This window comes from Dactylosporangium aurantiacum (assembly GCF_000716715.1).
GTDB lineage: Bacteria > Actinomycetota > Actinomycetes > Mycobacteriales > Micromonosporaceae > Dactylosporangium > Dactylosporangium aurantiacum.
In genome coordinates, this window is sequence record NZ_JNYJ01000005.1 from 60,880 (window position 1) to 83,307 (window position 22,428).

The following is a 22,428-nucleotide window of genomic DNA, read 5'->3' on the forward strand; positions in this document are numbered from 1 at the left end:
GTTCTGCACTGGAGCCTACGCAGAACTGAATAGCAAACCCGCGCGCCGACCACCTTCGGGTATCGGCGCGCAGTCATGTCCGGTGAACAATCGGTCATCGTGATCTGTCAGCGGCGCGCAGTCACGTAACGACGCAGCGTCGACAATGGTTGCGAATGGTGTTGGCCTGCAATTCCATGGGGACCGACACGCGCATTATGGTGTGCGGCACTGCCGAATTGGGTATCCTGCCGGGCGGTAGTCTGCCCGGTACGCACCCACCTCGACCCGTGGAGATCCGTGCATCTCAAGAGCTTGACGGTCAAGGGCTTCAAGTCCTTCGCGTCCGCTACCACGCTGCGTCTCGAGCCGGGCATCACCTGCGTCGTCGGGCCCAACGGCTCGGGCAAGTCCAACGTGGTCGACGCGATCTCCTGGGTGCTGGGCGAGCAGGGCGCGAAGGCGCTGCGCGGTGGCAAGATGGAGGACGTCATCTTCGCCGGGACCGCCGGCCGGGCCCCGCTGGGCCGCGCCGAGGTGACCCTCACCATCGACAACACCGACGGTGCGCTGCCGATCGACTACACTGAGGTGTCGATCACCCGCCGGATGTTCCGCTCCGGCGAGAGCGAGTACGAGATCAACGGCAACCAATGCCGCCTGCTCGACATCCAGGAGCTGCTGTCCGACTCCGGCATCGGCCGCGAGATGCACGTGATCGTCGGCCAGGGCCGCCTCGACGGCGTGCTGCACGCCCGGCCGGAGGACCGCCGCTCGTTCATCGAGGAGGCCGCCGGCGTCCTGAAGCACCGCAAGCGCAAAGAGAAGGCGATCCGCAAGCTCGACGCGATGGCGGCCAACCTAAACCGCCTCGGTGACCTCACCACCGAGCTGCGCCGCCAGCTCAAGCCGCTCGGCCGGCAGGCCGAGGTGGCCCGCCGGGCCGCCGGCATCCAGGCGGACCTGCGCGACGCCCGCCTGCGGCTGCTCGCCGACGACCTCGCCACGCTGCGCACCACGCTCGACCGGGAGATCGCCGACGAGACCGCGCTGCGGGCCCGCCGCGAGGAGGTCGAGGCGGAGGTCGAGTCGATCAACGAGCGGCTCGCGACGCTGGAGGCCGAGCACGCCGCCGACGCGCCGGTGCTCGCCGAGGCGCAGGAGACCTGGTTTCAGCTCTCCACGCTGCAGGAGCGCTACCGCTCGCTGCACCAGCTCGCCGCGGAGCGGCACCGCAACCTGTCGGCCGCCCCGGTCGACGAGCGCCCCGGCCGCGATCCCGACCAGCTGACCGCCGAGGCGGAGAAGGTCCGCGAGCAGGAGGACGAGCTGCGCGCGGCCCTGGAGGCCAGCCAGGAGCGGCTCGCCGAGGCCGTCGAGCGGCGCCAGGACCTGGAGCGGCGCCTCGCGTTCGCGGAGAAGGCGATCGTCGCGGCGCACAAGGCCATCGCCGACCGGCGCGAGGGCCTGGCGAAGCTCACCGGCCAGGTCGAGTCCGCCCGCAGCCGGGCGACCGCCGCCGCCGACGAGATCGAGCGGCTGTCGGTGCAGCTCGCCGAGGCCGAGACCCGGGCCGAGCACGCGCAGGCGCTCTACGAGGAGGCCAGCGCCGGGGCGAGCGTCGCCGACCACGCCAATGCCGACCTGGAGATCCGCCACCAGGAGGCGACCCGCGAGCTCGACGCGATCAACAACGAGGTCCGGCAGCACAGCGACGCCGAGCGCGCGGCCGAGAAGGACGCCGCGCAGTGGAAGGCCCGCGAGGAGGCCCTCGCCACGGGCCTGCGCCGCAAGGACGGCGCCGGCACGCTGCTCGCCCGCGCCGACCGGATCCCGGGCATGCTCGGCAGCGTCGCGGCGCTGCTGTCGGTGCAGGCCGGGCACGAGGCGGCGCTCGCCGCCGCGCTCGGCGCCCTCGCCGACGCCGTCGCGGTCGCCAACATCGACGGCGCCACCGCCTCCGTGGAGATGCTCAAGCAGGACGACGCCGGCCGGGCCGCGCTGCTGATCGCGTCCGCGCCGACCCACTCGGCGCCGCCGGTCGAGCGGGTGCCGCTGCCGCCGGGCGCCGCCTGGGCCCTGGACCTGGTCCGCGCCCCCGACGAGCTGCGCCCCGCGCTGGAGCGGGCGATCGGCGACGTGGTGTTCGCGCCGGACCTCGCCGTCGCGAAGCGGATCGTCTCCTACGCGCCCAACCTGCGCGCGGTGACCCCCGAGGGCGACGTCCTCGGCGCGTACGCCGCCGCCGGCGGGTCGGGCAAGCAGCACAGCTACATCGAGGTGCAGGCCGCCGTGGAGGAGGCCCGCCAGCAGAAGGTCGACGCCGAGCGGCGCGTCGCCGAGGCCCGGGAGCTGCTCGCCCTGGCCCGGCACGCGGCCACCGGCGCCAAGCAGCAGGTCGCCGAGGCCGCCGCGGCGAAGAAGGAGGCCGACAGCCAGCGCAACGCGGCCGCCCGGCGCCTCGCCGAGTTCGGCGCCGCGGCGAAGTCGGCGAAGGCCGAGGTCGAGCGGCACGCCGCGGCCAAGGCGAAGGCCGAGGCGGTCCGCGAGTCCGGCGTGGCCAGCCTCGCCGAGCTGGAGGAGCGGCTCGCCCTCGCCGAGGAGACGCCCATCGACGAGGACCCCTCGACGATGGAGCGCGACGACCTCGCCGCCGAGGTGCCCGTCGCCCGCCAGCAGGAGATGGAGGTCCGCCTCGCGGTCCGCACCGCCGAGGAGCGGGTCGGCGCCCTCGCCGGCCGGGCCGACGCGCTGCTGCGCCAGGCGGCGGCGGAGCGCGCCGCCCGCGAGCGGGCCGCCGCGCGCAAGGCCACAAGGGCCCGCGGCGCGAAGGTCGCCGAGACCGTCGCGTCGGCCGCGCAGCTCGCGCTGGAGCACCTCGCCGACTCGATCGCCGAGGCCCAGGAGACCCGCGACGTGCTCGCCGAGACCCGCGCGGAGCGGGAGACGACACTCACCGAGGTCCGTGGCCGGGCGAAGCAGCTCACCGCCGAGCTGGACCGGCTCACCAACGCCGTGCACCGCGACGAGGTCGCCCGCGCCGAGCAGCGGATGCGCATCGAGCAGCTGGAGGCCCGCTCCGCCGAGGAGTTCGGCCTGGACGCCGACACCCTCGTCGCCGAGTACGGTCCGCACCTGGACGTGCCGCCGACCGCGCCGGAGCTCGCCGCCGCCGAGGCCGACGGCCGGCCCGCGCCCGAGCCGGTGCCGTTCGACCGGGCCACCCAGGAGAAGCGGGCCGCCAAGGCCGAGCGCGAGCTCAACCTCCTCGGCAAGGTCAACCCGCTCGCCCTGGAGGAGTTCGCGGCGATGGAGGAGCGCTACAAGTTCCTCTCCGACCAGCTCGAGGACCTCAAGGCGACCCGCCGCGACCTGCTCACCGTGGTCAAGGACGTCGACGACCGGATCCTCGAGGTCTTCACCAGCGCCTACCACGACACGGCGCGGGAGTTCGAGCAGGTCTTCGCGGTGCTCTTCCCCGGCGGCGAGGGCCGCCTGGTGCTCACCGACCCCGAGGACATGCTCACCACCGGCATCGAGGTCGAGGCCCGCCCGCCCGGCAAGAAGATCAAGCGGTTGTCGCTGCTGTCCGGCGGCGAGCGGTCGCTGACCGCGGTCGCGCTGCTGTGCGCGATCTTCCGGGCCCGCCCCTCGCCGTTCTACATCATGGACGAGGTCGAGGCGGCCCTCGACGACGTCAACCTCGGCCGGCTGATCACGCTCTTCGAGCAGCTCCGCGAGAAGAGCCAGCTGATCATCATCACGCACCAGAAGCGCACGATGGAGGTCGCCGACGCCCTGTACGGCGTCACCATGCGCCAGGGCGTGACCGAGGTCATCTCACAGCGCCTGCGCACGGAAGAAGCGGCATGACCCCTCGCCCGACCGCCCTGCTCATCGACTTCGACGGGGTGCTGCGGCGGCACGACCCCACCGTCGCGGCCGCCGTCGAGACCCGGCACGGCCTGGAGCCCGGCGCGATCCTCGCCGCCGGCCTCGAATGGGACCGGCAGCTGCCCGCGATCATCGGCCAGGTCAAGCGCGACGAGTGGCTCGCCTCGATCGCCGGGGCGCTGCGCGTCGACGAGGCCGTCGTGCTGGAGTGGGACGCGTACAAGGGCGAGATCGTGCCGGAGGTGCTGCGGTTCGTGAAGGACGTCCGCGCGGCCGGCATGAAGGTCGGCCTGGCCACCAACTCCATGGACGACCTCGCCGACGTCCTGGCCCTGCACGGCCTGAGCGCCCAGTTCGACGCGGTCGCCAACTCCTCGGAGATCGGCGTGCACAAGCCCGCACCCGGCTTCTTCCGGGCCGCCTGCGCCCTGGTCGGCGCGCACCCGAAGCAGTGCCTCTTCGTCGACGACACCGACCGCAACATCCGCGCCGCGCGAGCGGCAGGCCTGTCGGCCTACCGCTACACGCCCGGCGACGACCTCGCCTACGCGCGGAAGGCCCTCGGCCTACAGGGCTGACTCGATCGCCCGCACGACCTCGTCGGACTTCGGCGTGACCCGGGGCGAGAAGCGGGCCGCGACCGAGCCGTCGGCGGCGACGAGGAACTTCTCGAAGTTCCACCGGATGTCGCCGGTGTGCCCCTCGGCGTCCGGGGTGTCCACGAGCTCCTGGTAGAGCGGGTGCCGGCCGTCGCCGTTCACCTCGACCTTCTCGGTCATCGGGAAGGTGACACCGTACGTGGTGCTGCAGAACTCGGCGATCTCCTCCGCCGAGCCCGGCTCCTGGCCGGCGAACTGGTTGCACGGCACGCCGAGCACGGTGAGGCCGCGGTCGCCGTACTCCTTCTGCAGCGCCTCCAGCTCGGCGTACTGCGGGGTCAACCCGCACCGGGAGGCCACGTTGACGACCAGCACGGGGTGGCCGCGGAACCGGCCGAGGTCCAACGGATCGCCCTGCAGATCGGCGATCTTGACGTCGTAGATGCTCATGCCCTTGATCGTAGGCCGCGCTTGACTTGGGGGGTTCGTTCGGTAGATTAACAAATGCCGATATCGGTGAGCCCACCCTCACTCACCGCGGTCCTGGCCCCATCCTCGCCGGACGGCGCCGGCGGACCTGCCCTGCGCGGCACGCGCCCGCGACCGCCGTCTCCCGAGGAGAGCCCAGCCATCATGGCCGTTGTCACCGTGCGCAACCCCGGCACCGCCGAAGTGCTCGGGGAGGTGCCCACGACCGGCGCCGCAGCGGTCGCCGCGACCGTCGAGTGGGCCCTGCGGGGGCAGCGGGCGATGGTCGCGACCCCCGCGCAGGAGCGCGCCGACCTGCTGCGCCGCGTCGCCGGCCTGATCGAGGCCGAGCGCGACGGCCTGGCCCGGCTCCTCGCCGCCGAGAACGGCACGCCGATCCAGCGGACCCGCGCCGAGGTCGACGCCGCGGTGCGCATCTTCCGCGCCGCCGCGGGGGAGGCGACCAGGCTCTTCGGCCGGCGGATCCCCCTGGACGGGGTGCCCGGGCCGCAGCGGCACCGCGCCGTGACGGTCCACGAGCCGCTCGGCGTCGTCGCCGCGCTCGTGCCGTTCAACCACCCCGTGGAGCAACACGCGCAGCGGGCCGCCGCCGCCCTCGCCGCCGGCAACGCGGTCGTGGCGCAGCCCCCGGCCCGCTGCCCCCTCGCCGTGCTGCGCATCGCCGAGCTGGTCGAGCAGGCCGGCGTGCCACGGTACGCGCACCAGGTCGTCATCGGCGGCGCCGAGGTGTCGCGGCGGCTCGCCGAGCTGCCCGGCGTCGCCGCGGTGACGCTGAGCGGCAGCACCGCCGCCGGCCGGGAGATCGCCCGTCGCGCCGCCGGCACGCTCAAGCGGGTCCACCTGGAGCCCGGCGGCGACGACGCGCTGATCGTCTGCGCCGACGCCGACGTCGAGGAGGCTGCCCGCGCCGTCGTCCTCGGCCGGTTCACCCGCGGCAACGGCCAGACCAGCCGTGCGGTGCAGCGGGTGTACGTCCAGGCGGCCGCCCGCGACGCGTTCGTCGACGCGCTGGTCGCGTGGACCGGGAAGCTGTCCGTCGGCGACCAGCTGCTGGAGTCGACCGACGTCGGCCCGCTCATCGCCGAGGAGGCCGCCGGCCGGGTCCTCGACGCCGTGCGGACGCTGGTGGCCGACGGGGCCAGGCTCGCCGCCGGCGGGATCCGCAACCGCGCCTTCGTGGACCCGACCGTCCTGGTCGGCGTGCCCGCCGGCAGTCCCGCCCTCGCCGAGGAGGTCTTCGGGCCGGTGGCGCCCGTCGCCCGCTTCGACGACCTGGACGAGGCGGTCCGGCTCGTCAATGCGTCGCCGTACCGGGCGCACGCCGCCGTCTTCACCCGGGACGTCTCCCGCGCCCTGGGCATCGCCCGCGGCCTGGACGTCGGCGGGGTCGTCGTCAACGGCTCGACGGCGCTGCGCGCGGGGCACCTGCCCTCCGGCGGCACCACGGACACCGGCGGCCACCGCGAGGGCGTCCACGACACGGTCCTGGGCCTCACCCGGCAGAAGACCGTGGTCGTCATGGAGGACTTCCGATGACCCGGCAGCCGCGCGGCTAGATTGGCGACGTGGAGCACCTGGCGGTCGGGGCGGTCGTGCGGCGCGGCAAGGACGTGCTGCTGGTCGGCGACGGCGACGCCCTGCCCGGCGGGGCGGTCGAGGACGGCACGCCGCTGCTGGCGAAGGTGGCCCGGGAGGCCGGCTACGCGGGCGTGACCGCCGAGCGGCTGCTGTGGGTCGCCCGGTACCGCGCCGCCGGCGACGACTACGCGATGCTCGGCTTCGAGGTGACCGGGGTCGGGGCGCACGACGGCTCGGGGGAGTGGGTGCACCTGACCGAGGCCGTCGAGCGGCTGGGACGGATGTGGTTCGCGCCGATCAGAGAGCCGGCTGTGGCCTATCTCACCGGGCGGGCCAGGGTGGCGACGCTGTGGACGTGGACGGAGCTGGACGGGGCGCCGGCGACCGTGCCCGGCGTCCGTCCGGCCTGACGCCGGTCACGTCAGCCGCAGCGACGCCACCTGGCCGAGGGTCTTGTCGGGCCGGGTCCCCTCGATCATCACGTGGGCGGAGCGGCCGTCGAGCAGCAGCACGCCGACGGCGTTGCCGAAGTACGGGTCGGCCGTCTTGTCCCAGCGCACCGGCGGGCTGGGCAGGCCGACGGAGCGGGCCAGGGCGCGCGTGAGCTTCGCGGCCGGCGCGTTCCAGCCGAACTTCATCGCCGGGCGGATGTACCGCGGCATGTCGTTGTGCACCGGCGAGCAGGTCAGCTGGTGCACCGGGCTGACCACCTCCGGGCCGAGGACGGCACGGGCGGCGTAGGAGTGATGCACGTCACCGGAGAGCACGCTGATCGACGCCGGCGGCGGTGAGACGCCGCCCTGCCCGGCGCCGACCCGGCTGAGCAGCTCGGTGAGCGCGTCGAACGAGCGCTTGAACGCCGCCCAGTGCTCCAGGTCGACCGCCTGGCGCAGCTTCTCGCCGAACTTCGAGACCCAGTCGCGGTGCGACTCGGCCAGCCGCTCGGTGGCCGCCTCCAGGTGGTGGATGGCCGGCGGCAGCAGCCACGGCAGCGAGGAGCCGATCAGCAGGTGGTCGTAGTCGCCGGGCAGCTGCTCGGTGAACCACTTCCACTCCGACTCCTGCAGCATCGCCCGGTGGCCGCGCTCCAGCCGGCGGGCGGCACGGTTGTCGACGACGACCAGGCGGGTGCGGTCGATGTCGATCGTGTAGCTCCACCGGTACGCGGTCGGCTCGTGGTCGGCGCTGGTGCCGAACGCGTCGAGGACCTCGGTGGCGTCGTCGGCGGCGGCCCGCACGGCGGCCCACACCCGGTCGTCGTCCAGCGCGCTGGGGGCGATGTTGCCCAGGTGCTGGTAGACCCAGTAGGAGGACAGGCCGGCCCGGATGCGCTCCTCCCACCACGACAGCGCCTGCATCTGGGCCCGCCAGCGGTCCGAGGTGTTCCAGTCGTCGATGATCTCGTGGTCGTCGAAGATCATCACGCTGGGCACGGTCGACAGCAGCCAGCGGATCTCGGGGTCGCCCCACGAGTCGAGGTACAGCTTCGTGTACTCGTGGAAGTCCACGACCTGCTTCTTCGGCGCGTCCGCGCGGCGCTTGCGGCGGCCCAGCCACTTCTGGATCTTCTCGGGGGTCTCGTCGGCGTACACCTGGTCGCCGAGCAGCACGAGCATGTCCGGCCACTCGGTGGGGGCGTCGGCGTTGATCGAGTCGATGAGCCGGCCCGCGTAGGCGTCCAGCGCGTCGGGTGGGAAGCGGGTCACGCTGAGCGGGCTCGACTCCCGGCAGGAGCCGAAGATCAGCCGGACCGGCGCGCCCGGCGGTCTCGTGCGGATGGCGGAGGGTGGCGAGGTGTCGCCGGGCAGCGGCCAGACCTCGTCGCCGTCGATCCTCACCCGGTACGGCGTGACGGCGTCCTGCGGCAGCCCCGAGACCACGACCAGGGCGTAGTGGTGCCCGTGGACGGTGAAGGTGCGGGCCGATCCGCCCGCGGGGGCGGCGTCGACCTCGACCGTCGCCGGGTGCGACGTCTCGACCCAGATCGTTGCGCGGTCGCCCTCCACGCGGCGCAGGACCGGGCCGAGCAGCAGTGGGCCGCGGTCCTCGTCAAGGGACCGGGACGAGTCGTCCTCCGGCATGTCATGGACCTCCAGGACGCTAGGGGGTGCACTGAAGATGATCCTGCGTGGGCGGACCTGGCGCCACCGCAGGCCCCGGCGCGCGTCGTCTGGGAGGATTCCTGCCATGGAGTCGTACATCGTCTTCGGCCTGGTGCTGCTCGTCGTGGTGATCGGGGCGACCCTCGCGCTGGTAGCGCCCCGTTTCCGCAAACCACCGACCCTCCCGCCGGCGCCCCCCAAGAAGCAGGTGCCACCGGCTCCGACGACGCAGGCGCCGCCCGCCCCGCCGGTGGTGGAGGCCCCACCGGTGGTGGAGGCGCCGCCGCCCGTGGTCGAGGCGCCGCCGGTGGTGGAGGCCCCGCCGGTCGAGGTGCCGCAGCTCGAGACGCCGGAGCCGACCGCCGGGCGGCTGGTGCGGCTGCGGGCCCGCCTGTCACGCTCGCAGAACGTGTTCGGCAAGGGCCTGCTCGCCCTGCTGTCGCGCGACAAGCTCGACGACGACACCTGGGACGAGATCGAGGAGACCCTGATCGGCGCCGACGTCGGCGTCGCGGCGACCACCGAGATCGTCGGCAAGCTGCGGGAGCGGGCCCGCGTGCACGGCACGGCGACCGCCTCCGAGCTGCGTGGCATGCTCGCCGACGAGCTGGTCACCGCACTCGAGCCGCAGCTTGACCGCAGCCTCGCCGCGACCCAGCGCGACGGGCGTCCGGGTGTGCTGCTGGTCGTCGGGGTCAACGGCGCCGGCAAGACGACCACCTGCGGCAAGATCGCCCGGGTGCTGATCGCCGACGGCCACACGGTGGTCATGGGCGCCGCCGACACGTTCCGGGCGGCCGCCGCCGAGCAGCTGGCGACCTGGGGCGGCCGGGTGGGTGCCGAGGTGGTCCGCGGTCCGGAGGGCGCGGATCCGGCGTCCGTGGCGTTCGACGCGGTCAAACGGGGTATCGAAGCCGGTGTGGACACCGTGCTGATCGACACCGCGGGCCGGCTGCAGAACAAGGTCGGCCTGATGGACGAGCTGGGCAAGGTCAAGCGGGTCGTGGAGAAGCACGGCCCGGTGGACGAGACCCTGCTGATCCTGGACGCCACCACCGGCCAGAACGGCCTGGAGCAGGCCCGGGTCTTCACCGAGGTGGTCGACGTCACGGGCGTGGTGCTCACCAAGCTCGACGGCACCGCCAAGGGCGGGATCGTCATCGCCGTCCAGCGCAAACTGGGCATCCCGGTGAAGCTGGTCGGCCTCGGCGAGGGCCCCGACGACCTCGCGCCGTTCGATGCCCGACAGTTCGTCGACGCACTCGTTGGCACGGACGCGTAACCTCGGACGGTAGCTTGGCACGGTAACTGGATCGGGTACGTAGGTCTGCTCGGCCGACGGAGCTTACGAAGGACGACACGTGACGCAGCAGGAGATCCCCCTCCACGGCGGAAACACCTCCGTCGTGGTGCGCTCGGGAGACACCGTGCGCCGCAACGCCGGTCCCTGGACGCCGGCGGTGCATGCGCTGCTGCGGCACCTGGAGTATGTCGGGTTCACCGGCGCGCCACGGGCGTTCGGCATCGACGAGCGGGGCCGCGAGGTCCTGTCCTACCTGGAGGGCGAGTCGGGCGGCTATCCGCTCGCCCCGCACTGGGTGACCGACGAGGCGATGGTCACCGTGGCGACGATGCTGCGGATGTTCCACGACGCGCAGGCCGGGTTCCGCCCGCCGCCCAACGCGGTGTGGCGCTCCTTCGGCCCGCCGCCGCCGGACACCGAGGTGATCTGCCACCACGACGCGGCCCCCCACAACGTGATCTGGCGGCCCGACGGGACGTTGTCGCTGATCGACTTCGACCTCGCCTCGCCGGGCGCCAGGATCTACGACGTCGCGTACGCCGCGTGGACCTGGGTGCCGCTGTTCTCCGACCGCGACTCCTACACGCTCGGCTGGAAGCGGCCGAACCGGCCGCGGCGGCTGCGGATGTTCGCCGACGCCTACGGGCTGACCCCGCGCGACCGGCACCGCCTGGTGCGGGTGATCAGGAAACGCATCGTCGACCACATCGAGGGAATTCGACGCATGGCGGCCGCCGGCGACCCCGCGTTCGTACGGATCGTGCACAAGGGGCATTTGCGTCGTCCGGTCCGTGACCTGCGGCTCATCGACTATGAACGGCACACGCTCGAATACGCCCTTCGATAGGGAACGTCCGACGTGTGAGTCTTTCTTCACACGCTGGAAACATGACGTGACGCCTTAGAAACCGCTCAGCGCCGGTGCGCGAAACGTGGGCCCTGGAAGCTCTCGCGCAACCGGCTGGAGGGCAACGCTGCCTCGAAGGTCGGGAGGGAGGATCTCGACTACTAGGAGGCCAGCGTGCCTGAAGCGACCATCGATACCGGCAACACCGCTTGGTTGCTGGTTTCGACAGCGCTCGTGCTGCTCATGACGCCGGGTCTGGCACTGTTCTACGGTGGCCTGAACCGTTCCAAGGGCGTCCTCAACATGATGATGATGAGCTTCTCGACGATCGGGCTCGTCAGCATTCTCTGGCTGTTCTACGGCTTCTCCGCGTCGTTCGGCACCGACAGCGCGGGCGGCTTCATCGGTAACCTCGGCGACTACCTCGGCTCGAAGACCTACACGGACCTGTTCTGGGGCGCGACCGACGAGAACCCGAGCGGTATCGGCATCCCGACCTACGTGTTCATGGTGTTCCAGATGACGTTCGCCGTCATCACGGTCGCCCTGATCAGCGGCGCGATCGCCGACCGGGCCAAGTTCGCCGGCTGGCTGCTCTTCGCGTTCGGCTGGGCCACCCTGGTCTACTTCCCGGTCGCCCACAACGTGTGGGGCGGCGGCTGGATCTTCCAGAAGCTTCACCCGCTCGACTTCGCCGGTGGCACCGCGGTCCACATCAACGCCGGTGCGGCAGCGCTCGGCGTGGCACTCGTCCTGGGCAAGCGCATCGGCTGGCCGCGGGAGAGCATGAAGCCGCACAACGTGCCGTTCGTCGCCCTCGGCGCCGGTCTGCTGTGGTTCGGCTGGTTCGGCTTCAACGCCGGCTCGGAGCTCACCGTCGACGGCGTGACCGGTCTGGCGTTCGTCAACACCCAGGTCGCCACCGCCGCGGCCGTCCTCGGCTGGGTCATCGTCGAGTGGATCCGCGACCGGAAGCCGACCCTGGTCGGCGCCTCGTCCGGCGCCATCGCCGGCCTGGTCGCCATCACCCCCGCCTGTGGCTTCATCGACTCGTGGGCGGCGGTCATCCTGGGCCTGGTCGCCGGTATCGTCTGCGCCCTCGCGGTGAGCCTCAAGTACCGCTTCGGCTTCGACGACTCGCTCGACGTGGTGGGCGTCCACTTCGTCGGCGGCTGGCTGGGCTCCCTGGCGCTCGGCTTCTTCGCCAACTCGGACCTCAACGCGGCGATCACCGACGTCGTCGGCGCCAAGGACGGCCTGTTCTTCGGCGGCGGTGCGGCACAGCTCGGCGCGCAGGCCGGTGCGAGCGCTATCGTGACGGTCTACTCGTTCGCGGTGGCCTTCGTTCTCGCCTTCATCATCGAGAAGACGATCGGCTTCCGGGTCAGCGCGGAGGCGGAGGTCGAGGGCATCGACATCGCCGAGCACGCGGAGAGCGGTTACGACCTGCACACCGCGGGTGGCGGTGGCGCGTCGGCCGGTGCCTTCGCACTGGCCGGGATCGGTGGAAGTGCATCAGCGGCCCCGGCGGCGCAAGCCCCGGCGTCGGAATCAGTTGCCGGTTAGCGTCGAGGGATGACGGAGGGAATGGGCATGAAGCTGGTGACCGCGGTCATCAAGCCGTATCAGCTCGACGCGGTGAAGGAGGCGCTGCACGCACTCGGTGTGGCCGGCCTGACCGTGAGCGAGGTCCAGGGATACGGGCGTCAGAAGGGGCACACCGAGGTCTACCGTGGCGCCGAGTACACGGTGGAGTTCGTCCCGAAGATCCGGGTCGAGATCGTCACCGACGAGCTGGACTTCGAGAAGGTCGTCGACGCCATCGTCACCGCCGCCCGCACCGGCAAGATCGGTGACGGCAAGGTGTGGGTCACCTCGGTCGACGAGGTCATCCGGGTCCGCACCGGCGAGCGCGGCCTCGACGCCCTGTAGTCGAGCGCTGATCACTCCCTGAATACTGAGCACATGACGCAACCGTCGGCGCCCGCTCCGGTCCTTTCCACCGGGGCGGGCGCCGACGCGCGTGCCGAGCGCTCCGCGGCCCTGGACGGCTGGCTGTCCAAGGTCTACGCCGAGGCCGGGGGCGGCACCGACGGCCTGGCGCTCGTCGCCGTCGGCGGGCTCGGCCGGCGCGAGTGCGCCCCGCGCAGCGACCTCGACCTGGTCCTGCTGCACAGCGGGGAGCCCGGCGCCGAGGCCGCGGCCGACGAGCTCGGCACCCGGATGTGGTACCAGATCTGGGACGCCAGGTACGCCCTCGACCACTCGACCCGCAGCCCCGAGCAGGCCCTCGCGCTGGCCCGGGAGGACCTCAAGGTCGCCCTCGGCCTGCTCGACGCCCGGCTGGTCGCCGGCGACGGCGCCCTGCTCGCCGGGCTGCACACCGCCGCCGTGGCGCAGTGGCGGCGCGAGGCGCGGCACCTGCTGCCCGCGCTGCGCGCGCTCACCCAGGCCCGCTGGGCGGCCCACGGCGAGCTGGCCTTCCTGCTCGAGGGCGACGTCAAGGAGTCCCGCGGCGGCCTGCGCGACGTGGGCGTGCTGCGCGGCATCGGCTTCGCCGGCGTGGCCGACGGCCCCCGCCCGCCGGTGCGCGGCGCGTACCGCACCCTGCTCGACGTCCGCGACGCCCTGCACGCCGTGCGCGGCCGCCGGGTCGACCGGCTCCTCGCGCAGGACCGCGACGAGGTCGCCGAGCTGCTCGACCTCGGCGACCGCGACGAGGTGCTGCGGCGCATCGCCGAGGCGGCCCGCACCATCGCCTACGCCAGCGACGACGCCTGGCGGGCGGTGGAGCGCTGGTCCTCGCCCGGCACGCGCGGGCACACCGAGCGCCGGCCGCTCGCCCGCGACGTCGTCGAGCAGCACGGGGAGGTCGTCCTCGCCCGGGCCGCCGTGACCCCGCGCCCCGACCCGACGCTGCCGCTGCGGGTCGCCGCCGCCGCGGCCCGCGCCGAGCTGCCGATCGCCCACGCGACCCTGGAGTGGCTCGGCGGGTTCGCCGCGCCGATGCCGCAGCCGTGGCCGGCGCCCGCCCGCGACGCCCTGCTGACGCTGCTGGGCAGCGGCCCGGCGATGATCTCCATCTGGGAGGCCTGCGACCGGTACGGGCTGGTGGTGAACTGGCTGCCGGAGTGGGCCCGGGTCCGCAGCCTGCCGCAGCACAGCCCGGTGCACCTGTTCACCGTCGACCGGCACCTGGTCGAGACGGCCCGCCACGCGGCGAAGCTGTCCCGCGACGTCGACCGCCCGGACCTGCTGGTGCTCTGCGGGCTGCTGCACGACGTCGGCAAGGGACTGCCCGGCGACCACAGCACGGTCGGCGCGCCGATCGCCGCCGACATCGCGTCCCGGCTCGGCCTGCCCGCCGCCGACGTCGCCCTGGTCGAGAAGGTCGTCCGGCTGCACCTGCTGCTGCCGGACACGGCGACCCGCCGCGACCTCAGCGACCCGCGCACCATCGGCACCGTCGCCGCCGCCGTCGGTGACGCCTCGACCCTCGCCGTGCTGCACGCCCTCGCCCGCGCCGACGCCGCCGCGACCGGCCCCGGCGCCTGGTCGGACTGGAAGGGCCGGCTGATCGCCGAGCTGGTGCGGCACGTCGACCGGGCCCTGGACACCGGCGTGGTCGCCCCGCCGCCGTCGCCGGCCGCGGCGCTGCCCGAGCCGGAGAAGCTGCCGGCGGTGCTCGTCGAGACCGACGCCGTGTCCGTGACCGCCCAGGACCGGCGGGGGCTGCTCGCCGCGGTCGCCGGCTGCCTGTCGCTGCACCGGCTGGACGTGGTCACCGCCGACACGGTCAGCTCCGGCGGCCTGGCCAGGATGGTGTGCGCGGTCCAGCCCCGCTACGGCGGCGAGATCGACCGCGAGGCGATCGCCAGTGACCTGCGCCGCGCCGTGCTCGGCGAGCTGCCCGTCGCCGAGCGCCTGGCCGCCCGGGAGCGCTCCGCCAGGCACCGCAGCGCCGTGCCGCCGCGGGTCGTGTGGCAGCCGGCCAGCGCCGCGACCGCCGCCACGGTCCTGGAGCTGCGCGCCTCCGACACCCCCGGGCTGCTCTTCCGGGTGGCGCGGACGCTGGAGGACGTGGGCGCCGACGTGCGCTCCGCGCGGATCTCGACCCTCGGCGGCGAGGTGGTCGACGCCTTCTACCTGGCCGGTGAGCTGTCCGAGGACGACCGCGCCAGGGTCCAGGACGCCGTGCTGCTGGCGGCGACGCCCACCTAGCGACCGCCTGGCGTCGGTTACCCTTTGCAGCAGCGCCTACCTCGAGGACGGATTCGTCGTGTTTGACACCCTCAGTGACCGGCTCTCCGGCATCTTCTCGAAGCTGAAGAGCAAGGGCAGGCTCACCGACGCGGACATCGACGCGACCGCCCGGGAGATCCGCCTCGCGCTGCTCGAGGCCGATGTCGCCCTGCCGGTCGTGAAGGACTTCATCAGCCGGCTCAAGGAGCGCGCCCGCGGCGCCGAGGTGTCCAAGGCCCTCAACCCGGCCCAGCAGGTCATCAAGATCGTGCACGAGGAGCTGGTCGCGACCCTGGGCGGCGAGGCCCGCCGGCTGCAGTTCGCCAAGACCCCGCCGACCGTGATCATGCTCGCCGGCCTGCAGGGCTCCGGTAAGACCACCCTGGCCGGCAAGCTCGCCCGGTGGCTCAAGGGGCAGGGGCACCAGCCGCTGCTGGTCGCCTGTGACCTCCAGCGCCCCAACGCCGTCAACCAGCTGCAGGTCCTCGGCGGCCGGGCCGGCGTCGAGGTCTACGCGCCGCAGCCCGGCAACGGCGTCGGCGACCCGGTCAGCGTCGCCCGCGAGTCGATCGAGCACGCCAAGCGCCAGATGCGCGACATCGTCATCGTCGACACCGCCGGCCGCCTGGGCATCGACGCCGAGATGATGCAGCAGGCCGCCGACATCCGCGACGCCGTCGACCCGGACGAGGTCATCTTCGTCATCGACGCGATGATCGGTCAGGACGCGGTCAGCACCGCCCAGGCGTTCCGCGACGGCGTCGGCATCACCGGCGTGGTGCTGTCCAAGCTCGACGGCGACGCCCGCGGTGGTGCCGCGCTGTCGGTGCGCCACGTCACCGGCCAGCCGATCATGTTCGCGTCGACCGGTGAGAAGCTCGAGGACTTCGACGTCTTCCACCCCGACCGGATGGCCTCGCGCATCCTCGGCATGGGTGACGTCCTCACCCTCATCGAGCAGGCCGAGGCGGCCTTCGAGGACGACCAGAAGGAGCGGATGGCCGCCAAGATCATGGGCGGCGAGACGTTCACCCTGGAGGACTTCCTCGAGCAGCTGCAGGCGGTGCGGCGGATGGGCCCGATCGCCAACGTCCTGGCGATGATGCCCGGCATGGGCCAGATGAAGGACCAGCTGGCCGAGATCGACGACAAGCACTTCGACAAGGTCACCGCGATCATCCGCTCGATGACCCCGGGCGAGCGCACCAACCCCAAGATCCTCAACGCGTCCCGCCGGGTCCGCATCGCCAACGGCTCCGGCGTCACCGTCACCGACGTCAACCAGCTGCTCAACCGCTTCGCCGACGCGCAGAAGATGATGAAGCAGATGGGCGGCATGATGGGCATGCCCGGCATGCGCCGCAAGGCCACCAAGTCGCCGAAGAACAAGCGCAAGGGCGGCAAGGGCGGCGGTGGCGGCGGCGTGCGGCAGCCCCGGATCGGCGGCGGCATGCCGCAGCTGCCGCCCGGGTTCGACCCGGCGGCCATGGACCCCAACGCGGCCGGCCTGCCCGCCGGCTTCAAGCTGCCGAAGCTCGACTTCTCGAAGCTGCAGAAGCGTGACAAGGACGCCTGACGCGCTGCACGTCCGGGGCGTGCTGCTGCCCGACGACACCAGCCGCGACCTGTGGCTGGTCGGCGACCGGGTGACGTTCGAGCCGGTGCCCGGCGCCGAGACCGTCGCCGCCGGCGGGTTCGTCCTGCCGGGGCTGGTCGACGCGCACTGCCACCTGGGCATCGCGCCCGGCGGTCACCCCTCCGCCGGGGTCGAGGCGGCCCGCGGCCTGGCGCTCGTCGACCGTGACGCCGGGGTGCTCGCGATCCGGGACGCCGGTTCGCCGATCCCGTACGCGATGCTCGACGACGACCCGGACGTGCCCCGGCTGGCGCGGGCCGGGCGGCACGTCGCCCCGCCGAAGCGCTACCTGCGCGACATCGGCGTCGAGGTCGGCGCCGCGTCGCTCGCCGAGGAGGTCACCCGGCAGGCCGGGCTCGGCAACGGCTGGGTGAAGCTTGTCGGCGACTGGATCGACCGGGGCGTCGGCGACCTCGCCCCGGCCTGGGACCTGGAGTCGATGGCCGGCGCCGTGGCCGCCGCGCACGCCGCCGGGGCCCGGGTGGCGGTGCACACGTTCGCCGAGGAGTCCGTGGCCGCGCTCGTGCGCGCCGGCGTCGACTCGGTCGAGCACGGCACCGGGCTGTCCGAGGACGACATCGCCGAGATGGCGCGGCGGGGCACCGCCCTCGTGCCGACCATGATCAACATTGCCACGTTCGGCGGGATCGCCTCGGCGGCGGAGGCGAAGTTCCCCACCTATGCCCGGCACATGCTCGCCCTGCGCGACCGCTTCCCGTCGGTGGTGCGGCAGGCGCACGAGGCCGGCGTGCCGATCTACGTGGGCAGCGACGCCGGCGGCGGCATCGCGCACGGACTGGCCGCCGAGGAGATGCTGCTGCTGCACCGGGAGGCCGGCATCCCGGCCGAGGACGTGCTGCGGGCCGGCTCGTGGGGCGCCAGGGCGTGGCTCGGCTTCCCCGGCCTGGTCGAGGGCGGGCTCGCCGACCTTGTCGTCTACGACGGTGATCCACGCCACGATCTGACCGAGCTGCTGCGGCCCCGGAGGATCGTTCTCAGGGGGCGGGTCGTCCTATGATCGACGGGTGGCGCTGAGTCCCGGACGGGTGATCCTGCACCGGCACTTCGCCCGCGAGACGCTCGTCTGGGCCCCGCTCGCCCGGGTCGTCGCCGACGACGAGCTCGGCACGCGCCTGTGGATGACGACCGGCAGCCCGCTCGTCCGCGAGGTCACCGTCGACGGCCGGGGTCCGCGCGACATGACCTTCGCCGAATGGGTGGAGACGCCGAAGAAGATCATCCAGGATGTGTACCGGGGGCCCGACATCCTGAAGTTCAACCCGCGCGGCGCCGCGTACTCGGTGTGGTGGCTGTTCGACCCGGCCGGCCGCTTCCGGGCGTGGTACGTCAACCTGGAGGAGCCGTCGGTCACCTGGGACGACGGCGACGTGGCCGGGGTCGACCTGACCGACCAGGACCTGGACATCTGGGTGTGGCCGGACCGCCGCTGGGACTGGAAGGACGAGGACGAGTTCACCGAGCGCCTCGCCTTCCCCGAGCACTACTGGGTCGACGACGCCGAGGCGGTCTGGGAGCAGGGGCGGCGGATCGTGCCGGCGATCGAGGCCGGCGCGTGGCCGTTCGACGGCACCTGGACCGACTTCCGCCCGCCGGCCGGCTGGAGCGTCCCGCCGCCCGTCGTCGAGGGCTGGGACCGACCGAGGGAGCGCCGTTGAGCGTGAGGTTCACGCCCGGGCAGGTCATCATGCACCGCAACGTGCGGCGGGGCAGGCTCGGCTGGGTCCGCCCGGCCAGGGTCGTCTCCGACGACGAGCGCGGTCTGCTGGTGTGGATCGCGCGGGGCACGCCGGTCGTCAACGAGGTCTCCGGCGACGGGTTCGGCATGCGCACGATGCCGTTCGCCGAGTTCGTGACCCGGGGCACCGCGCTCAAGGAGGGCACCTGGAACGGGCCCGGCGTGCTCAAGCTGCACCGGCCCGGCGACCCCGCGCACTCGGTCTGGTGGTTCCACGACGACGAGGGGCGCTTCACCAACTGGTACGTCAACCTCGAGCTGCCCGCGGTGCGCTGGAGCGACGAGGGCGGCACCAGCGGCGTCGACGTCACCGACTGGGACCTCGACATCGTGGTGGCCCCGGACCGCTCGTGGCGCTGGAAGGACGAGGAGGAGTTCCTGGAGCGCCTCGCCCTGCCGGAGCACTACTGGGTCCCCGACGAGGCCACCGTGCGCGCCGAGGGCGAGCGGGTGGTCACGGAGATCGAGGCGGGCATGTTCCCGTTCGACGGCACGTGGACCGACTTCACCCCACCCGCGCACTGGACGCTGCCGTCGCTGGAGCCCGGCTGGGATCGGCCGCCGGCCCGATGACCGCCATCCGTTTTTGCGGTCGGTAGTGGGTCTGGCACAATGGATGGCTGGTATCAGGTTTCGCGTCGAGCCCTCTAACCCGGCGTCGGGTCCTTTCCATCAGAGCAGCCGAAGGCGCCAATCCCCACGGTGTCCGGACGTTCGCTCGGCTTCCACACAGATCCAGGAGCGAGCAACCAAGTGGCCGTCAAGATCCGGCTCCTGCGGATGGGCAAGATCCGCAACCCGCAGTACCGCATCGTCGTCGCCGACGCACGCACCAAGCGTGACGGTCGGGCGATCGAGTTCGTCGGGCTCTACCACCCGAAGGAGGAGCCCTCGCGCATCGAGGTCAACTCCGAGCGCGTGCAGCACTGGCTGTCGGTCGGCGCCCAGCCGAGCGAGGCCGTGCAGGCGATCCTCTCCAAGACCGGTGACTGGCAGAAGTTCAAGGGTCTGCCCGCGCCGGCCGAGCCGCTGAAGGTCCGGGCCGTCGCGCCCGACCGCCGCGCCACCTACGAGGCCGAGGCGCAGGCCGCCGCCGGTCTCGCCGAGGCGCCGAAGGCGAAGAAGGCCGCCGAGCCGAAGAAGAAGGAGGCCGCGGCCGAGGCCCCGGCCGCGCAGGCTGAGGAGCAGACCGGTGCCGGCGCCGGCACGGAGGCCTGACGTGCTGCGCCCCGCGCTGGAGCACCTGGTCAAGGGCATCGTCGACAACCCCGACGACGTCCGCGTCCGCATGGTCGACTCCCGTCGCGGTCAGCGCCTCGAGGTCCGCGTCAACCCGGAGGATCTCGGCACGGTGATCGGCCGCGGTGGTCGCACCGCGAAGGCGCTGCGCCAGGTGATCACGTCGATCGGCGGTCGCGGCGTCCGCGTCGAGATCGTCGACGCGTACTGATCCATGCTCCTCGTCGTCGGTCAGATATTTCGGGCGCACGGCATCCGCGGCGAGGTCGTGGTTGACGTCCGCACCGATGATCCGGCAGATCGTTTCGCCGTCGGGTCGGTCCTGGTGACCGACTCGACGGCGGTCCGGCATCTGCAGAAGGTCCCGGCCGGTGCCTGGCGCCCGCCGGCGACCGTCACCGTCGAGTCGGTCCGCCCGCACCAGGGCCGGCTCCTCGTCGTCTTCGAGGGCATCTACGACCGCAACCTCGCCGAGGACATGCGCGGCGTGCTGCTCTGCGTCGACAGCGCCACCATCCCGGCCCCGACGGATCCCGACGAGTTCAACGACCACGACCTCGTCGGCCTCGCCATCGTGGACGCGGCCGGGGAGAAGGTCGGCGAGCTGCTGCGCATCGACCACGCGCCCGCGCACGACCTGCTGGTCGTGCGGCTCACCGACGGCCGCACCGGCCTGGTGCCGTTCGTCCGCGAGATCGTCCCCGAGGTCGACGTGCCCGGCGGCCGGATCGTCATCACCCCGCCGGAAGGCCTGTTCGACCTATGAGGGTCGACGTCGTCACGATCTTCCCGGACTACCTCGCCCCGCTGGACCTGTCGCTGATCGGCAAGGCCCGCGGCGCCGGGATCCTCCAGCTGGCCGTGCACGACCTGCGCCGCTGGACCCACGACGTGCACCGCACCGTCGACGACACGCCCTACGGCGGCGGTCCCGGCATGGTCATGCGCCCCGAGCCGTGGGGCCAGGCCCTCGACGAGCTGGCGGGCCCCGACACCCACCTGGTGGTGCCCTCGCCCGCGGGCGCGCCCTTCACCCAGGCCGCGGCCCGGTCCCTGGCCGACGACCCGCACCTGCTCTTCGCCTGCGGGCGTTACGAGGGCATCGACCAGCGGGTGATCGAGCACGCCGCGACCAGGATGCGGGTGAGCGAGGTCTCGCTCGGCGACTACGTGCTCTTCGGCGGCGAGGTCGCCGTGCTGGTCGTCCTGGAGGCGGTCACCCGGCTCCTGCCCGGCGTGCTCGGCAACGCCGACTCCCTCGTGGAGGAGTCGCACGCGGCCGGGCTGCTGGAGGCGCCGATGTACACGAAACCGCCGACCTGGCGCGGCCTGGACGTGCCCGACGTGCTGCGCTCCGGCGACCACGGCAAGATCGCCCGCTGGCGGCGCGAGGAAGGGCTCCGCCGCACCGCCGAGCGCCGCCCGGACCTTCTCGCGGGGGCCGGATTTCAGGTTCCGGGTGTCGATGTGGCAAAGTAGTGGGGTTGCTGCGGGCCGACGCCTGCGCACCTCTTGATCATCTGACATCCGCGCGCCATGGATCGGGCGTGCCTTGAGTGACGAGGAACTGCCGCGATGAACACGCTGGACGCGCTCGACGCAATGTCGCAGCGGACCGATATCCCGAGCTTCCGCGCCGGCGACACCATCAAGGTGCACGCGCGGGTCGTCGAGGGCAACCGGTCCCGGGTCCAGGTCTTCCAGGGCGTCGTGATCCGTCGCCAGGGTGACGGCCTGCGGGAGACCTTCTCGGTCCGGAAGGTGAGCTTCGGCGTCGGTGTCGAGCGCACCTACCCGGTCAACAGCCCCGCCGTCGACCGCATCGAGGTCGTGACCCGCGGTGACGTGCGCCGGGCCAAGCTCTACTACCTGCGCGACCTCCGGGGCAAGAAGGCCAAGATCAAGGAGAAGCGCGAGACCAAGGTCGGCTGAGCCGCACCCTGATCGACTTCCTTCGAGGAGGGCCCGGGCACGGGTCCTCCTCGTCGTCGTTCACCTGAAAGCTCGCTTTCCGGTCAACCGGTGCCGGGCTCCCCAATTTGGTCTTGTGCCTCTAGGCTGACGCCGATGGCAAGCGACTATGGCCGCGATGGTTACGACGATCGCGGCGATGACATACCCCCACGGCGCCGCCCCCTCGACCAGGAGGGCGGGGAGCGTGGGCAGCTCAGTTTCGGCGGCAACACCTACCCCGACCACGACTACTGGGGGCAGCCGGGCGGCGGACGGCAGGAGAGCCAGCCGACGTTCGACGCCTGGGGCCGCGGCGACGCCCGCGCCGCCCACCGTGGCGACGACCGGGGCCCGCATCGCGGCGACGACCGGGGCCCGCACCGTGGGGACGACCGGGGCGACTGGTCGCAGTCCGGCCGGTCGTGGGACGACCCGTACGGTGGCCGTGACGCCGGCTGGGACGCCGGGCGCGAGCGCGGCCGGGGCCGCTGGGACCGCGACGAGCCGCCGGTCGTGCGCGACCGCGCCTTCGACGACCGGGGCTATGACGACCGGGGCTACGACGCCCGCGGCTATGACGAGCGCGGCTACGACACGCGGGGCTACAACCGCCGCGGCTACGACGACCGGGGCTACGACGACCGCGGGTACGACGCCCAGGGCTACAACGCCCGGGGGTATGACGAGCGCGGCTACGACGCCCGCGGCTATGACGAGCGCGGCTATGACGCGCGGGGCTACGACGAGCGCGGCGACCACGACGGGCGCCGCACCGGCGAGCGCGGCTACGACCGCGGCCGTGGCGCGTCGG

Annotated in this window: 20 protein-coding genes; 18 read left to right on the forward strand and 2 right to left on the reverse strand. The window is 72.8% G+C overall.

The annotated features are described in order from the left end of the window. The first annotated feature begins 279 nt into the window (after positions 1-279). Positions 280-3,852 (forward strand): chromosome segregation protein SMC, encoded by a 3,573-nt coding sequence (gene smc / locus OP18_RS06410; RefSeq protein WP_033357812.1) that lies wholly within the window; start codon positions 280-282, stop codon positions 3,850-3,852. Further along, entirely contained in the window at positions 3,849-4,451 is a 603-nt protein-coding gene (locus OP18_RS06415; RefSeq protein ID WP_033357813.1) for an HAD-IA family hydrolase, read from the forward strand. Before smc ends, OP18_RS06415 begins: the two co-directional genes overlap by 4 nt. On the opposite strand, the gene OP18_RS06420 is transcribed toward OP18_RS06415, so the two are convergent. Next, positions 4,440-4,922 carry a glutathione peroxidase gene (locus tag OP18_RS06420; RefSeq protein ID WP_033357814.1) on the reverse strand — a complete coding sequence of 161 codons (483 nt, stop codon included), beginning with the start codon at positions 4,920-4,922 and terminating at the stop codon, positions 4,440-4,442. The genes OP18_RS06415 and OP18_RS06420 overlap by 12 nt on opposite strands. 183 nt (positions 4,923-5,105) lie before the next feature. Here OP18_RS06420 and OP18_RS06425 point away from each other — a divergent pair, with 183 nt between their 5' ends. Together OP18_RS06425 and OP18_RS06430 are read left to right on the forward strand one after the other, a co-directional pair. Beyond that, the gene (locus tag OP18_RS06425) at positions 5,106-6,497 is read left to right on the forward strand and encodes an aldehyde dehydrogenase family protein (protein WP_033357815.1); all 1,392 of its coding nucleotides are present in this window, start codon (positions 5,106-5,108) and stop codon (positions 6,495-6,497) included. A 29-nt stretch (positions 6,498-6,526) separates the two neighbouring features. Further along, entirely contained in the window at positions 6,527-6,949 is a 423-nt protein-coding gene (locus OP18_RS06430) for an NUDIX hydrolase (RefSeq protein ID WP_033357816.1), read from the forward strand. Positions 6,950-6,955: 6 nt separating this feature from the next. Here the strand turns inward: OP18_RS06430 and OP18_RS06435 are convergent, their stop codons facing one another. Next, on the reverse strand, positions 6,956-8,620 hold the full coding sequence (locus OP18_RS06435; protein ID WP_052386303.1) for an alkaline phosphatase D family protein: 1,665 nt from the start codon (positions 8,618-8,620) through the stop codon (positions 6,956-6,958). 106 nt (positions 8,621-8,726) lie between these two features. On the opposite strand from OP18_RS06435, the gene ftsY reads away from it, so the two are divergent. The 14 genes from ftsY to rplS all read left to right on the forward strand — a co-directional run bounded on the left by ftsY (position 8,727) and on the right by rplS (position 21,596). Beyond that, positions 8,727-9,923 carry a signal recognition particle-docking protein FtsY gene (gene ftsY / locus OP18_RS06440; RefSeq protein ID WP_033357817.1) on the forward strand — a complete coding sequence of 399 codons (1,197 nt, stop codon included), beginning with the start codon at positions 8,727-8,729 and terminating at the stop codon, positions 9,921-9,923. A 79-nt stretch (positions 9,924-10,002) separates the two neighbouring features. After that, positions 10,003-10,791, forward strand: a complete 789-nt coding sequence (locus OP18_RS06445; RefSeq protein ID WP_033357818.1) for a phosphotransferase enzyme family protein — start codon at positions 10,003-10,005, stop codon at positions 10,789-10,791. A gap of 174 nt (positions 10,792-10,965) precedes the next feature. Beyond that, complete coding sequence (locus OP18_RS06450) at positions 10,966-12,357, forward strand: ammonium transporter (protein ID WP_033357819.1); 1,392 nt, start codon at positions 10,966-10,968, stop codon at positions 12,355-12,357. Positions 12,358-12,384: 27 nt separating this feature from the next. Next, positions 12,385-12,723 carry a P-II family nitrogen regulator gene (locus OP18_RS06455; protein WP_033358035.1) on the forward strand — a complete coding sequence of 113 codons (339 nt, stop codon included), beginning with the start codon at positions 12,385-12,387 and terminating at the stop codon, positions 12,721-12,723. Between the two features lie 33 nt (positions 12,724-12,756). Continuing rightward, complete coding sequence (locus OP18_RS06460; RefSeq protein ID WP_033357820.1) at positions 12,757-15,012, forward strand: [protein-PII] uridylyltransferase; 2,256 nt, start codon at positions 12,757-12,759, stop codon at positions 15,010-15,012. 58 nt (positions 15,013-15,070) lie between these two features. Then, entirely contained in the window at positions 15,071-16,609 is a 1,539-nt protein-coding gene (gene ffh / locus OP18_RS06465; protein WP_033357821.1) for a signal recognition particle protein, read from the forward strand. Beyond that, complete coding sequence (locus OP18_RS06470) at positions 16,593-17,687, forward strand: amidohydrolase family protein (protein WP_033357822.1); 1,095 nt, start codon at positions 16,593-16,595, stop codon at positions 17,685-17,687. The genes ffh and OP18_RS06470 overlap by 17 nt, the downstream gene beginning before the upstream one ends. Positions 17,688-17,694: 7 nt before the next feature. Then, on the forward strand, positions 17,695-18,345 hold the full coding sequence (locus OP18_RS06475) for a ribonuclease FAU-1 family protein (protein ID WP_033357823.1): 651 nt from the start codon (positions 17,695-17,697) through the stop codon (positions 18,343-18,345). A gap of 2 nt (positions 18,346-18,347) precedes the next feature. Further along, on the forward strand, positions 18,348-18,998 hold the full coding sequence (locus tag OP18_RS06480) for a ribonuclease FAU-1 family protein (RefSeq protein WP_033357824.1): 651 nt from the start codon (positions 18,348-18,350) through the stop codon (positions 18,996-18,998). A 180-nt stretch (positions 18,999-19,178) separates the two neighbouring features. Beyond that, positions 19,179-19,643, forward strand: a complete 465-nt coding sequence (gene rpsP / locus OP18_RS06485) for a 30S ribosomal protein S16 (RefSeq protein WP_033357825.1) — start codon at positions 19,179-19,181, stop codon at positions 19,641-19,643. Further along, entirely contained in the window at positions 19,618-19,875 is a 258-nt protein-coding gene (locus OP18_RS06490; RefSeq protein WP_033357826.1) for an RNA-binding protein, read from the forward strand. The genes rpsP and OP18_RS06490 overlap by 26 nt, the downstream gene beginning before the upstream one ends. Positions 19,876-19,878: 3 nt before the next feature. Further along, entirely contained in the window at positions 19,879-20,430 is a 552-nt protein-coding gene (gene rimM / locus OP18_RS06495) for a ribosome maturation factor RimM (protein WP_033357827.1), read from the forward strand. Next, the gene (trmD, locus tag OP18_RS06500) at positions 20,427-21,143 is read left to right on the forward strand and encodes a tRNA (guanosine(37)-N1)-methyltransferase TrmD (RefSeq protein ID WP_052386304.1); all 717 of its coding nucleotides are present in this window, start codon (positions 20,427-20,429) and stop codon (positions 21,141-21,143) included. The genes rimM and trmD overlap by 4 nt, the downstream gene beginning before the upstream one ends. Positions 21,144-21,239: 96 nt before the next feature. Next, positions 21,240-21,596 carry a 50S ribosomal protein L19 gene (gene rplS, locus OP18_RS06505; protein WP_033357828.1) on the forward strand — a complete coding sequence of 119 codons (357 nt, stop codon included), beginning with the start codon at positions 21,240-21,242 and terminating at the stop codon, positions 21,594-21,596. Positions 21,597-22,428: the final 832 nt, after the last annotated feature.

Coding starts and splice junctions, on each gene's coding strand:
- OP18_RS06415 (WP_033357813.1), top strand. CDS start 3,849: ATGACCCCTCGCCCGACCGCCCTGCTCATCGACTTCGACGGGGTGCTG.
- OP18_RS06420 (WP_033357814.1), bottom strand. CDS start 4,922: ATGAGCATCTACGACGTCAAGATCGCCGATCTGCAGGGCGATCCGTTG.
- OP18_RS06425 (WP_033357815.1), top strand. CDS start 5,106: ATGGCCGTTGTCACCGTGCGCAACCCCGGCACCGCCGAAGTGCTCGGG.
- OP18_RS06435 (WP_052386303.1), bottom strand. CDS start 8,620: ATGCCGGAGGACGACTCGTCCCGGTCCCTTGACGAGGACCGCGGCCCA.
- ftsY (WP_033357817.1), top strand. CDS start 8,727: ATGGAGTCGTACATCGTCTTCGGCCTGGTGCTGCTCGTCGTGGTGATC.
- OP18_RS06455 (WP_033358035.1), top strand. CDS start 12,385: ATGAAGCTGGTGACCGCGGTCATCAAGCCGTATCAGCTCGACGCGGTG.
- OP18_RS06460 (WP_033357820.1), top strand. CDS start 12,757: ATGACGCAACCGTCGGCGCCCGCTCCGGTCCTTTCCACCGGGGCGGGC.
- rimM (WP_033357827.1), top strand. CDS start 19,879: ATGCTCCTCGTCGTCGGTCAGATATTTCGGGCGCACGGCATCCGCGGC.
- trmD (WP_052386304.1), top strand. CDS start 20,427: ATGAGGGTCGACGTCGTCACGATCTTCCCGGACTACCTCGCCCCGCTG.
- rplS (WP_033357828.1), top strand. CDS start 21,240: ATGAACACGCTGGACGCGCTCGACGCAATGTCGCAGCGGACCGATATC.